Here is a 12,377-nt window from a genome sequence, read left to right as displayed (position 1 = left end):
CTTCATCATGAGCGCTGAGGCAACGACCGAAGAGCGTGCCGGCATCCTCCTGGTCGACGACATGGAGGACAACCTGATCGCGCTGGAGGCCGTACTGGGGTCCCTCGACGAGCCGCTCGTCCGCGCGCGTTCGGGCGAGGAGGCGATGAAGGCGCTGCTTCGGCAACGTTTCGCCCTGGTGCTGCTCGATGTCCGCATGCCGGGCATGGACGGCTTCGAGACCGCCACCAACATCAAACGGCTCGACCAGACGAAGGACGTCCCGATCATCTTCCTGACGGGCGCGGAGGACGAGCCCGGCTACGCGTTCCGCGGCTACGCCACGGGCGCGGCCGACTACTTGACCAAGCCGTTCGACCCATGGGTGCTGCGTGCGAAGGTGGCGGTCTTCCTGGACCTCTACCGCAAGAACCGACAGCTGGAGCGCCTGCTGAGCCGGGAGCACGGCCACAGCATGCAGTTGAGCGCCAAGTTGGCATCCCTGGAGGAACAGCTGTCCGGCGACACCCCCGCGGACCTGACGGAACTGCGCGCCAGGGTCCATGAAATACGCCGGCTCGTCGGTTAGGGATGCGCGTCCCGGCCGAAGGGGCGCGGGGCCGTATCGATCTGCGGCCCCGCCGCGGGGGCGCGACCAGCCACGACGGACCGGTCGCCACACCCCGCTCGCAGTCTTTTACACCTCGCGCGTCCCGGCGTACATCTCTTCGATGAGCGCCTTGTACTCCCGCTCCACCACCGGCCGCTTCAGCTTCAGGCTCGGCGTGATCTCACCGTGCTCCACATCGAGGTCCCGCGGCAGCAGCCGGAACTTCTTGATGGTCTGCCACTTCTGAAGGCCCTCGTTGAGCTGCTTCACATACCCGTCGACCAGCTCGACCGTGGCGGGCGCGGCCACGACTTCCGCGTACGACTTGCCGCCGAGGCCGTTCTCCTCGGCCCAGCCGAGAATCGCGACCTCGTCCAGCGCGATCAGTGCCGTGCAGAAGTTCCGGTCGGCGCCGTGCACCAGGATGTTGGAGACGTACGGGCACACCGCCTTGAACTGGCCCTCGACCTCGGCAGGCGCGATGTACTTGCCGCCCGACGTTTTGATCAGGTCCTTCTTGCGGTCGGTGATGCGCAGGTACCCGTCCGGGGAGAGCTCGCCGATGTCGCCGGTGTGGAACCAGCCGTCGGCCTCCAGCACCTCGGCGGTCTTCTCGGGCAGCCCGTGGTAGCCCTCCATGATGCCGGGGCCGCGCAGCAGGATCTCGCCGTCCTCCGCGATCCGCACCTCCGTGCCGGGCAGCGGCTTGCCGACGGTGCCGGTGCGGTAGGCCTCCCCCGGGTTCACGAAGGACGCGGCGGAGGACTCGGTCAGGCCGTAGCCCTCGAGGATGTGGATACCGGCGCCGGCGAAGAAGAAGCCGATCTCCGGGGAGAGGGCGGCCGAGCCGGAGACGCAGGCACGCAGGTTGCCGCCGAAGGCCTCGCGGATCTTGGTGTAGACGAGCTTGTCGGCGACCTTGTGCTTGGCGGCGAGGCCGAAGGGCGCGGAGTGGGTGCCGGTGCGGCGGAAGTTGTCCTGGGTGACCTTGGCGTACTCGCGGGAGACCTCGGCGGCCCACTGGAAGATCTTGTACTTGGCGCCGCCGGCCGCGCGGGCCTTGGCGGCGACCCCGTTGTAGACCTTCTCGAAGATGCGCGGGACGGCCGCCATGTACGTCGGCTGCACGACCGGCAGATTCTCGATGATCTTGTCGACGCGGCCGTCGACGGCGGTGACGTGGCCCACCTCGATCTGCCCGGAGGTGAGCACCTTGCCGAAGACGTGCGCGAGCGGCAGCCACAGGTACTGCACGTCCTCCGCGCCGACCAGGCCGGTCGCGGCGATCGCCTTCGCCATGTAGGACCAGTTGTCGTGCGGCAGCCGTACGCCCTTGGGGCGGCCGGTGGTGCCGGAGGTGTAGATGAGGGTGGCGAGCTGGTCCTTGGTGATCGCGCCGACCCGCTGCTCGATCAGCTCGGGGTCCTTCTCCAGCCGGGCCGCGCCGCGCTTCTCCAGCTCGTCCAGGGTGAGGATCCAGTCGGCGGTCTCGACGCCGGCCGGGTCGACGACCACGACATGCGTCAGATTCGGCAACTCGGCGCGCTTCTCCTGCGCCTTGGCCAGCTGGGCGGCGTCCTCGGCGATGAGCACCCGGCTCTCGGAGTCGGCGAGGATGAACGCCGATTCATCGGCGTTGGTCTGCGGATAGACGGTGGTCGTCGCGGCGCCGGCGCACATGATGCCCAGGTCGGCCAGTATCCACTCGATACGGGTCGAGGAGGCGAGGGCCACCCGCTGCTCGGGCTGGACGCCCAGCTCGATGAGGCCGGCCGCGATGGCGAAGACGCGCTCGGCGGACTTCCCCCAGCTCAGCGACTTCCAGTCGTCCGGACCCTGACCCGCGGCCGACGGTACGGGATACCGATATGCCTCGGCATCCGGTGTGGCGGCCACGCGCTCCAGGAAGAGGGCCGCCACGGACGGCGGACGGTTCTCGATCAGTGTCTGTGCGTCGCTCACGACATCCTCCGGGCCCGCGACTGTGCGGCTGGTTCCACTCGCGTTGTTTAACTCGCGAGTAACTATCGAGCAGGGATCAGAGTAAAGGGCGGCAGGCCCCGGCGTAAGGGCCCGCGGCCTGTCACTTCCTCCGAAGACCCTCCCCGTACACGCACAGGGGCCCACCGCACTTTCGTACGACGGACCCCCGATGCGGCGATTTGCCGGGTCACCCGGTGTTACCTGCGGCTACTTCTTGCCCTTGCCCGACCCCGCGCTGTCATCGCTGCTCAGCACGGCGATGAAGGCCTCCTGCGGAACCTCCACCGAACCCACCATCTTCATCCGCTTCTTGCCTTCCTTCTGCTTCTCCAGCAGCTTGCGCTTACGGGAGATGTCGCCGCCGTAGCACTTGGCGAGGACGTCCTTGCGGATGGCGCGGATGGTCTCGCGGGCGATCACCCGGGAGCCGATGGCGGCCTGGACCGGCACCTCGAAGGCCTGCCGCGGGATGAGCTCCTTGAGCTTGGCGACGAGCCGGACGCCGTACGCGTACGCCTGGTCCTTGTGGGTGATCGCCGAGAAGGCGTCCACCTTGTCGCCGTGCAGCAGGATGTCGACCTTGACCAGGCTGGAGGTCTGCTCGCCGGTGGGTTCGTAGTCCAGCGAGGCATACCCGCGCGTCTTGGACTTCAGCTGGTCGAAGAAGTCGAAGACGATCTCCGCGAGCGGCAGGGTGTAGCGGATCTCGACGCGGTCCTCGGAGAGGTAGTCCATGCCGAGCAGGGTGCCGCGCCGGGTCTGGCAGAGCTCCATGATCGAGCCGATGAACTCGGTCGGGGCGAGGATCGTGGCGCGTACGACCGGCTCGTACACCTCGTTGATCTTGCCCTCGGGGAACTCGCTCGGGTTGGTGACGGTGTGCTCGGTGCCGTCCTCCATCACCACCCGGTAGACCACGTTCGGCGCGGTGGCGATGAGATCGAGGCCGAACTCGCGCTCCAGCCGCTCGCGGATCACATCGAGGTGGAGCAGGCCGAGGAAGCCGACGCGGAAGCCGAAGCCGAGCGCGGCGGAGGTCTCCGGCTCGTAGACGAGCGCGGCGTCGTTGAGCTGGAGCTTGTCCAGGGCCTCGCGCAGCTCCGGGTAGTCGGAGCCGTCGAGCGGATACAGGCCGGAGAAGACCATCGGCTTCGGGTCCTTGTAACCCCCGAGCGCCTCCGTGGCCCCCTTCTGCTGGCTGGTGACGGTGTCACCGACCTTGGACTGACGGACGTCCTTCACACCGGTGATCAGGTAACCCACCTCACCGACACCGAGGCCGTCGGCCGACAGCATCTCCGGCGAGTTGGTCCCGATCTCCAGCAGCTCGTGCGTGGCGCCGGTGGACATCATCCGGATCCGCTCACGCTTGTTGAGCTGGCCGTCGATGACACGGACGTAGGTCACGACACCGCGGTAGGAGTCGTAGACCGAGTCGAAGATCATCGCGCGGGCGGGCGCGTCCTTGACGCCGACCGGGGCGGGGACCTCGGCCACGACCTTGTCGAGCAGGGCATCGACGCCCAGGCCCGTCTTGGCCGAGACCCGGAGCACATCGCTCGGGTCGCAGCCGACCAGGTTGGCGAGCTCCTCGGCGAACTTCTCGGGCTGCGCGGCCGGCAGGTCGATCTTGTTCAGTACGGGGATGATCGTGAGGTCGTTCTCCATCGCCAGGTAGAGGTTGGCGAGGGTCTGGGCCTCGATGCCCTGGGCGGCGTCGACGAGGAGGATGGTCCCCTCGCAGGCGGCGAGCGACCGCGAGACCTCGTAGGTGAAGTCGACGTGCCCCGGGGTGTCGATCATGTTGAGGATGTGCGTGTTGCCGGGGTCGTGGGTCGGAGCCCACGGCAGCCGCACCGCCTGGGACTTGATCGTGATGCCGCGCTCGCGCTCGATGTCCATCCGGTCGAGGTACTGAGCACGCATCTGCCGCTGCTCGACCACACCGGTCAGCTGGAGCATCCGGTCGGCGAGCGTGGACTTGCCGTGGTCGATGTGCGCGATGATGCAGAAGTTGCGGATCAGAGCCGGGTCGGTACGGCTCGGCTCGGGCACATTGTTAGGGGTCGCGGGCACGCAGGGTCCTGTCTCTTGAGGCGCCTTATGCCTCGGGTCGGATCGATACGTAGGTTCCATGGTCCCATGGGCGGCGACCTGGAGCGGGTTTGGGCCATTCTCCGGCCCGCTGGTAGTCTGGGTGGCTGTGTCTCATGCCCTCTCAGCGCGAGGCACATCCTCAAGAAATCACCTGGTACGGGACCCGGTCTCCTTACGAGGAGCCTCCTGGCCCCGTGCCTGAACCTGAAAAGGCTCATTCGTGGCGAACATCAAGTCCCAGATCAAGCGGATCAAGACCAACGAGAAGGCCCGGCTGCGCAACAAGGCCGTCAAGTCCTCCCTGAAGACCGCGATCCGCAAGGCCCGTGAGGCCGCTGCCGCGGGTGACGTCGAGAAGGCCACCGAGTACCAGCGCGCTGCCGCGCGTCAGCTCGACAAGGCCGTCTCCAAGGGCGTCATCCACAAGAACCAGGCCGCCAACAAGAAGTCGGCGCTTGCTTCGAAGGTCGCGTCCCTCAAGGGCTGACACCTTTCTTTGATCTGACCGCCGGAGGGAATCGAGCGGGCCCTCTCTCATCCGCTCCCGTCCGGCACCCCGGATCCGCACGCGGCCTGCGTTCGCCACGCGGGTGCGGATCCAGCAGCTTCATCCGAAGGCCCCGGTGCCTCACCCTTCCCCAGGGTGGGCGCCGGGGCCTTCGGCATGCCGCAGCGGGCCGGTGCGGCACCGCCGCCGGGGGACGCCGTCGAAGGCCGTCGACGCCCGACCGAAGGACGCCGGTCAGCTCCAGAACTCGTCGGCCCTGTCGATGTCCTCGACGCACTCGTCCAGATCGGTGGCCTTGTCTCCGACGATCCGGAAGATGATGGCGCCCTCGTCGTCGATGTGCTTGCCGTTGCGGTCGGCGCTGAAGTGGTGCACTGCCACGACATGGCCCCGGCCGTCGACCAGGAGGGAACGCAGCTCGGCCCGCATGGTGCCGTTGGTCTCCGCGGCGAGCCGACCGTACATGTCGACGATCGCGTCCACGCCCTTGAAGTCACCCGAGAGCGGGTGACTGCCGGGCACATGATGCGTGCAGTCCGATGCCATCAGCTCGCGCAGGGCGTCCATGTCACCGCGTTCGAACGCCTCATAGCCCCTGCGGACGAGCTGTGCGTGCGGGTGCTCAGCCATGGCGACCGCCACCTTTCATGATCCGGCGGATGAACGGCTGACAGGACAATTTTCCACCCCGGGGCCTATCTCGGCGCCCGGGACGAGCGGGACCCTTCACGCCGGGGTCGGGGGCGTGGGCGTTTTCGGCCGTCGGATTCTTCGGCCGTCGGATTCTTCGGCCGTCGAGGTTGTCGACCATCGAGGTTCTCGGCCGTCCGCTTCGGCATGGGTCTCGGCATGGGCCTCGGCCTTCGGCTCCGGCTTCCGGCCTCGACTCTCGGACGCCGCTACAGCCAGTGGTGATGTGGCTACCGGCCCCTGGCCCGCGCCGCCCGCGCGATGACGACGACCGCCTTCTCCAAGGCGTACTCCGGGTCGTCCCCGCCCCCCTTCACACCGGCATCGGCCTCCGCTACCGCCTGCAACGCCACCGCCACGCCATCGGGCGTCCAGCCCCGCATCTGCTGGCGCACTCGGTCGATCTTCCAGGGGGGCATGCCCAGCTCCCGCGCCAGGTCGGCGGGGCGACCGCCGCGCGCGGAGGACAGCTTGCCGATGGCCCGGACGCCCTGTGCGAGCGCGCTGGTGATCATCACGGGGGCCACGCCGGTCGCCAGCGACCACCGCAGCGCCTCCAGCGCCTCCGCGGTCCGCCCCTCCACCGCCCGGTCGGCCACGGTGAAGCTCGACGCCTCGGCACGGCCGGTGTAGTACCGGCCCACCACCGCCTCGTCGATGGTCCCTTCGACGTCGGCGACCAACTGGCTCACCGCAGACGCCAACTCCCGCAGATCGCTCCCGATGGCGTCGACGAGCGCCTGACACGCCTCCGGCGTCGCGGACCGCCCGGTCGCCCGGAACTCAGCGCGCACGAACGCCAGCCGGTCCGCCGGCTTGGTCATCTTCGGGCACGCCACCTCCCGCGCCCCCGCCTTGCGCGCGGCGTCGAGCAGCTTCTTGCCCTTGGCCGCACCCGCGTGACACAGCACGAGGGTGATCTCCTCGGCCGGTGACCCCAGATACGCCGTCACGTCCTTGATCGTGTCGGCCGCAAGGTCCTGAGCATTGCGCACGACCACGACCTTGCGCTCCGCGAACAGGGAGGGGCTGGTCAGCTCGGCCAACGTGCCCGGCTGCAGCTGCTCCGGGGTCAGCTCCCGCACATCCGTATCGGCGTCGGCGGCCCTGGCGGCCACCACCACCTCCCGCACGGCGCGGTCGAGCAGCAACTCCTCCTGCCCCACGGCGAGGGTCACGGGAGCGAGGGGATCGTCATTCGCAGTCTTCCTGGGCATCGCGACAAGGATGGCACGAGGGACTGACATCGGGGCCGGGCCGCCCACGAGGTGGCCAGGTGCCGCTGCCGGGCTCCGAGCAGGCGGGCGGCTACGGCTCCTCGCGCCACCCGTCCCACTCCCCCGCGAACTCGTCCAGCGCCCCCGGATCGAGCCGCCCCGCCTCGTCCCGCAGCACCACCAGCCACTGCGCGTCCTCCGCGTCGTCCTCTCCGGCCAGCGCATCCCGCACCAGCCGCGGCTCCTCATCGATCCCGAACCGCTCCCCGAGCGCCGCCACGACCTCCTCCGCCGCGTCTCGGTCGGGCAGCACCAGCACATGTCTCACATCACTCACGGAGGCATTCTCATGCACCGACGGGAGGTCGATCCGCGCCGGGGGTCAGTGCGCGCGCACCCATCACCCGGCCCGGCCGGGCCCCCGTACCACGGGCACCCGATCCAACGCGAGCCCGAACCGCTCCCGGTACACCCCCAACACCTCCTCGTCCGTGTCCAACTCCCGCTCCTCCCGCGCCCCGTCGGCCGCCGTCGCCTTGAGCGTGCGCCCGCTCAGCGTGATCCGCCCTCCGTCCTCCGTCACCCGGGAGCACACCAGCGACTGTGTGAAGTGCGAGGCAGGCGAGGTGCTGTGCCACCACGCCCCGGCCGCGAAGTCGCCCAGCACCCGCGGACGCCGCTCCAGCCGGTACTCCGGCCTGCCCGCCATGACGACCTCCAGATCCGCCGCCTCCGCCACGTCGTGCCCGCCGCGCACCCCGGCCGCGTCGGGCTCGGCCTCGACGATCCGGAACACCCCCGCAGGATCCTCCTGCTCACCCCGCGCCTCGAACGCCAACGGATAGTGGCTGTGCGCCCCGAACCCCACGTCCGCCAGCCATGTGCCCCCGTCCACCGTCCGCACCTTCAGTGCCATGTGGTCGTAGGGAATCCCGAGCCGCCCCTCCTTGCCGTGCACCCGCGCCGCGAGTAGCGTCACATCGAACCCCAGCGCGGTGAGCAACGCCCCGAACGCCCCGTTCAGTTCGTAACAGAACCCACCCCTCCTGGCCCCCACCACCTTGTCCAGCAGCCTCTTCTCCTCCAGGACGATCTCCTCGCCGAGATGGATCGACAGGTTCTCGAAAGGCACGGTCTGCACATGGCGCAGGTGCAGCTCGCGCAGCACGTCCACGGTGGGCCACGCCGGGTACTCGACCCCCAGGCGACGGAGATAGGCATCAACCTCAACGGAATCCATGCCCTCAGTCTCCCGCCACCCGCAGCGCCGCGCCCGTGCCCGCCACCGCAAGCGCCCCGTCCACGTCCGTCCGCCTCACCATCGCCCCCTGCGCCCGCAGCGCCGCGAGCGTGCTGGGAGCCGGGTGGCCGTACTGGTTGCCTTCACCGCAGCTGATCAGCGCCAGCCGTGGAGCAGCCCTGCGGATGAGCTCCGCGTCCTGGTACGCCGAACCGTGGTGGGCGACCTTGAGCACATCCACCCCGCCCAGCAGTGCTCCTGCCGGTGATCTCAACAGTGCCCCCTGGGCCGGGGGTTCCAGATCCCCCAGCAGCAGGAGCCGCAGCCCGGCCGACCGGACAAGCAGAGTGACACTGGCGTCGTTCGGGCCCTGTGCGGCCACCGTCGGGTGCGGTGGCGGCCAGAGCACCTGCCAGCTCAGCCCTCCGGTGCGCCGCTCCTCCCCGGCGGCGGCCCGCGTGACCGGGACCCGCCGGACGGCCGCCTCCCTGTGCACGAACGCCACCTGATCAACGGGCTCCTCGTGCCCTGTCGTCTCGATCCCGCCCACCTCCCGCCCCCGCAGCACACCCGGCAGGCCCGCCACATGGTCGGCGTGGAAATGGGTCAGCACGACCAGCGGCACCCTGGTGATTCCCAGCGTGCGCAGGCACCGGTCGATCAACGTCGGATCGGGGCCGGCGTCCACCACCACCCCCGCCCCCTCGCCCGCGGCGAGCACCGTCGCGTCGCCCTGCCCCACGTCGCACATCGCGAACCGCCAGCCGGGCGGCGGCCACCCCGTCACCACCCTGGTCAGCGGCGGCGGCTGCACGACCACCAGCAGAAGCAGCGCCCCGCACACCCCGCACCACCAGGGGTGCCGCAGCAGCCGTCGGCCGGCGATCAGGACGACGCCCGTGGCGAGGGCGAGCAAGGCCGCCCCGGCCCAGCTGCCGGGCCAGTCCACGCCCGCCCCGGGCAGCGCGGCACCGGTCCGCGCCACATCCGCGATCCAACCGGTCGGCCAACCGGCACACCACGCCAGGCCCTTGGCCACCGGCATCACGAACGACGCCGTCGCGAGCGCCGCGAAGCCCAGCACCGTGGCCGGCGCGATCGCGAACTCCGCGAGCAGATTGCACGGCACCGCCACCAGGCTCACCCGGGCCGACAGCACCGCCACGACGGGCGCACACAGTGCCTGCGCCGCAGCCGCGGCTGCCAGCGCCTCCGCCAACCGCGGCGGCACCCGGCGCCGCCGGAGCGCCGCGCTCCACCGGGGCGCGAGCGTGAGCAGGGCACCCGTCGCCAGGACGGAGAGCAGGAAGCCGTAACTGCGAGCCAGCCACGGGTCGTACAGAACCAGCAGCAGGACGGCCGTCGCCAGCGCCGGAATCAGCGATCTGCGGCGTCCGGTCGCCATGGCGAGCAGCGCAACCGCTCCACAGGCCGCCGCCCGCAACACGCTCGGGTCCGGCCGGCACACGACGACGAACGCCAGGGTCAGCGCCCCGCCCAGCAGTGCGGTCGTCCGCAGGGAGATGCCGAGGCGGGGCGCGAGCCCCCGGCGCTCGGCGAGCTGCGCCAGGCCGGGCGGGCCGATCAGCAGGGCCAGGATGATCGTGAGATTGCTGCCGGAGACAGCGAGCGTATGCGCGAGGTCGGTCTCCTTGAACGCCTCGTCCAGCTCCGGAGTGATCCTCGACGTGTCGCCCACGACCAGCCCCGGCAGCAGCGCCCGAGCGTCCGCGGGAAGTCCGTCCGTCGCCTCGCGCAGCCCGGCCCGCAAGTGCCCCGCCAACCGCTGCGCCGCCGACGGCTTCCCCACGATCTGCGGATCCACTCGGCCCCGCACCCGCAACACGGCCGCGATCCGGTCTCCGTCCGCCGACGCGGGAGCGAGCCGCCCGCTCACACGCAGCCGCGTGGACGGCAGGAGTCGCAGCCAAGGGGAACGCCGGTCCTCGCGAGAGCGCGGCCCGTCGGAGGATCGCGGTTTTGCGTCGCCGGTGTGGAGAGGCGACGGGCCGCTGCCGCCGTCGTCGAACACCCCCGGCCCGCCATCCACGACCATCAGTACCGGCGTCCGCATCACCGCCGCAGTGCCGTCCGACTTCACGACTCCTCGGACCTCGGCGTTGATCAGGACCGAGGTCGGTGCCATGTGGTCCCCCTTGACCCGGGGCCGGGTGAGGCGGGGATCGGCCGTGACCTCGACCTCTGCGGTCACCGTCGCGTAGGCCTCCGCCAGCCCGGGCACCGGCCCGCGCCGAAGGTCCGCCCCGTGCAACCCGGCGGAAACGGCCGCCGCGGCGATGCAGAGCAGCACGGCCGCGACCGCAGTACGTGACAAGGCGAGCCGCACGAGCGCCCGACGATCGGGCCTTCCACCCACTCTCCGGAACCGGAGGACGACGCCTGCCGTCACCAAGCACGCGACCGCCGTTCCGGCCACCCACACCGGTGGGGCGTCCAGCATCAGTGCCGCCGTTGCCCAGGCCGCGAGGGCAGGCGGTACGAGTCGGAGGTCCGTCGGTCCTTCCTGGTGGGGGTGGGAGGCACCGAGCCGGCTGCCGGACTCGGCGTGGACGGAGGCGCGGACGCGAGACGGTGCGGGGGCGTCGTCGCGGACACGGGGCTCTGCACCGGTGTCGTCGCGGACGCCGCCGGACACCTCGTCCGTACTCGGTGTCGGCGGCCTCACGGCCGTACCAGATTCCGCATATCGGCGAAGCGGCGGTCGCCGATGCCGTTGACCTCACGCAGTTCGTCCACCGAACGGAAGCCGCCGTGCTGGTTGCGGTAGTCGATGATGTGCTGGGCCAGCACCGGGCCGACGCCCGGGAGGGTGTCGAGTTGCTCGACGGTGGCCGTGTTGAGGGAGACCGGACCGGCGGGTGCCGTACCGGGGACCAACGCACCGCCGGAGCCCGGCCCCGGGCCCGCCGCTGCCCCGGGGACGGCAGCCGGGTCACCGACGATGACCTGCTCGCCGTCCACCAGGAAGCGGGCTCGGTTGAGCCCGTCGGTCTTCGTGCCGGGCCGCACGCCACCGGCCGCGCGCAGGGCGTCGGCGACACGTGACCCCGCCGGCAACCGGTGGATCCCCGGCTCACGCACCTTGCCGCCGACGTCCACCACGATCTCTGCCCCGGCGGTACCCCCGGCGCCGGACGCACCCGCCGCCGAAGCCCCGGGCACACCGAACGCCGAGGCACCCGTCCCCGTCTCCTGACCCGAGACACCTCCCGCCTGCGAGGGCGCGGCCCGCACCACCTCGGGTGCCCGCACGGCCTGCGTACGGCCGGCCCAGAAGTGCTGCACGGCGAACCCGGCGGCGAGGACGAGCACCACCGTGAGCGCGACCAGGCTCCGCCGCTCCAGCCCGCACCTCGCCTGCAACCACACAGGCATCCGCTCCCGCAGAGCCGACCCGACCCGCCGCCCCCGCCAGTGCCCGCCCTCCACATCACCGGCACGGCCATCGGCCCCGCCACGGACACCGAGGCTCACCTCGTGACCAGCACCGCCAACCGCGCCGGCCTCATCCGGCGTGCCCGACTCCGCCCTCTCGCCACCGGTCACGCCCCGGCCCGCGTACAGCTCCGCCGCCCCGATGCGTCGGCCGCGCTGCTGATCCCCGCCCGCTGCACCCGCCGCACCCGCCGCACCCTGGCCGTACTCCTCCCCCGGCGGCCCCGCTCCCGACTCCCGCCATTCCTCGGCCTGTTCGGCGAAAATCACCTCCGCCCTGCGTCGCAGCTCCTCCGCGGAGGCGCGGCGCTGCCGATCGCGCCCTGGGGCATGCATGCGTCGTCGGTGGCGGGCGCGGCCGTCGGAGCGAGGGCCACGGCCCGGACCGCTGGTGACCGGAGCGGTACGTGAAGCTGTACGCGTTCGCTTAGGTGTACGCGTACTTGTAGATGTACGCGCGCCTGCGCTTGTGCCCGCGCCTGCACCTGCGCCCGCGGTCGTACTCGTGCTTGTGCTTGTGTTCGTGCTTGTGCGTGATCGAAGTGCCATGCCACGAGGATCGAGCACCCCGCCACATCCGCGATGATCATGCTCAGT

Annotated in this window: 10 protein-coding genes; 2 read left to right on the top strand and 8 right to left on the bottom strand. The window is 70.6% G+C overall.

Going from position 1 to position 12,377, the window contains the following annotated elements:
- The first annotated feature begins 7 nt into the window (after positions 1-7).
- On the top strand, positions 8-568 hold the full coding sequence (locus ACHBTE_RS13850) for a two-component system response regulator (RefSeq protein WP_394724056.1): 561 nt from the start codon (positions 8-10) through the stop codon (positions 566-568).
- Positions 569-676: 108 nt separating this feature from the next.
- Here ACHBTE_RS13850 and ACHBTE_RS13845 read toward each other — a convergent pair whose 3' ends face one another.
- Together ACHBTE_RS13845 and lepA are read right to left on the bottom strand one after the other, a co-directional pair.
- Positions 677-2,551 carry an AMP-dependent synthetase/ligase gene (locus ACHBTE_RS13845; RefSeq protein WP_394724055.1) on the bottom strand — a complete coding sequence of 625 codons (1,875 nt, stop codon included), beginning with the start codon at positions 2,549-2,551 and terminating at the stop codon, positions 677-679.
- 228 nt (positions 2,552-2,779) lie between these two features.
- Positions 2,780-4,648, bottom strand: coding sequence for a translation elongation factor 4 (lepA, locus tag ACHBTE_RS13840; RefSeq protein ID WP_394724054.1), 1,869 nt, complete (start codon positions 4,646-4,648; stop codon positions 2,780-2,782).
- Between the two features lie 241 nt (positions 4,649-4,889).
- On the opposite strand from lepA, the gene rpsT reads away from it, so the two are divergent.
- Positions 4,890-5,156: a 30S ribosomal protein S20 gene (gene rpsT / locus ACHBTE_RS13835; RefSeq protein ID WP_015660447.1), complete on the top strand. Its 267-nt coding sequence runs from the start codon at positions 4,890-4,892 to the stop codon at positions 5,154-5,156.
- A gap of 255 nt (positions 5,157-5,411) precedes the next feature.
- On the opposite strand, the gene ACHBTE_RS13830 is transcribed toward rpsT, so the two are convergent.
- The 6 genes from ACHBTE_RS13830 to ACHBTE_RS13805 all read right to left on the bottom strand — a co-directional run bounded on the left by ACHBTE_RS13830 (position 5,412) and on the right by ACHBTE_RS13805 (position 12,116).
- Positions 5,412-5,807 carry a nuclear transport factor 2 family protein gene (locus ACHBTE_RS13830; protein WP_394724053.1) on the bottom strand — a complete coding sequence of 132 codons (396 nt, stop codon included), beginning with the start codon at positions 5,805-5,807 and terminating at the stop codon, positions 5,412-5,414.
- A 290-nt stretch (positions 5,808-6,097) separates the two neighbouring features.
- Positions 6,098-7,084: a DNA polymerase III subunit delta gene (gene holA / locus ACHBTE_RS13825; RefSeq protein WP_394724052.1), complete on the bottom strand. Its 987-nt coding sequence runs from the start codon at positions 7,082-7,084 to the stop codon at positions 6,098-6,100.
- A 91-nt stretch (positions 7,085-7,175) separates the two neighbouring features.
- Complete coding sequence (locus ACHBTE_RS13820; protein ID WP_394724051.1) at positions 7,176-7,421, bottom strand: hypothetical protein; 246 nt, start codon at positions 7,419-7,421, stop codon at positions 7,176-7,178.
- 63 nt (positions 7,422-7,484) lie between these two features.
- Positions 7,485-8,324 carry an arylamine N-acetyltransferase gene (locus tag ACHBTE_RS13815; protein ID WP_394724050.1) on the bottom strand — a complete coding sequence of 280 codons (840 nt, stop codon included), beginning with the start codon at positions 8,322-8,324 and terminating at the stop codon, positions 7,485-7,487.
- Between the two features lie 4 nt (positions 8,325-8,328).
- Positions 8,329-10,980, bottom strand: a complete 2,652-nt coding sequence (locus tag ACHBTE_RS13810) for a ComEC/Rec2 family competence protein (protein ID WP_394724175.1) — start codon at positions 10,978-10,980, stop codon at positions 8,329-8,331.
- Positions 10,981-11,006: 26 nt separating this feature from the next.
- Positions 11,007-12,116 (bottom strand): helix-hairpin-helix domain-containing protein, encoded by a 1,110-nt coding sequence (locus ACHBTE_RS13805; protein WP_394724049.1) that lies wholly within the window; start codon positions 12,114-12,116, stop codon positions 11,007-11,009.
- Positions 12,117-12,377 lie beyond the last annotated feature (261 nt).

The sequence above is a fragment of the Streptomyces sp. M41 genome (genome assembly GCF_043673425.1).
GTDB lineage: Bacteria > Actinomycetota > Actinomycetes > Streptomycetales > Streptomycetaceae > Streptomyces.
The sequence above is the reverse complement of the archived record's forward strand: the minus strand, read 5'-3'. Positions and strand labels throughout refer to the sequence as shown.

Excerpts from the sequence above, each read along its gene's own strand:
- ACHBTE_RS13815 (WP_394724050.1), bottom strand. The coding sequence starts at position 8,324 with ATGGATTCCGTTGAGGTTGATGCCTATCTCCGTCGCCTGGGGGTCGAG.
- ACHBTE_RS13805 (WP_394724049.1), bottom strand. The coding sequence starts at position 12,116 with ATGCATGCCCCAGGGCGCGATCGGCAGCGCCGCGCCTCCGCGGAGGAG.
- holA (WP_394724052.1), bottom strand. The coding sequence starts at position 7,084 with ATGCCCAGGAAGACTGCGAATGACGATCCCCTCGCTCCCGTGACCCTC.
- ACHBTE_RS13830 (WP_394724053.1), bottom strand. The coding sequence starts at position 5,807 with ATGGCTGAGCACCCGCACGCACAGCTCGTCCGCAGGGGCTATGAGGCG.
- ACHBTE_RS13850 (WP_394724056.1), top strand. The coding sequence starts at position 8 with ATGAGCGCTGAGGCAACGACCGAAGAGCGTGCCGGCATCCTCCTGGTC.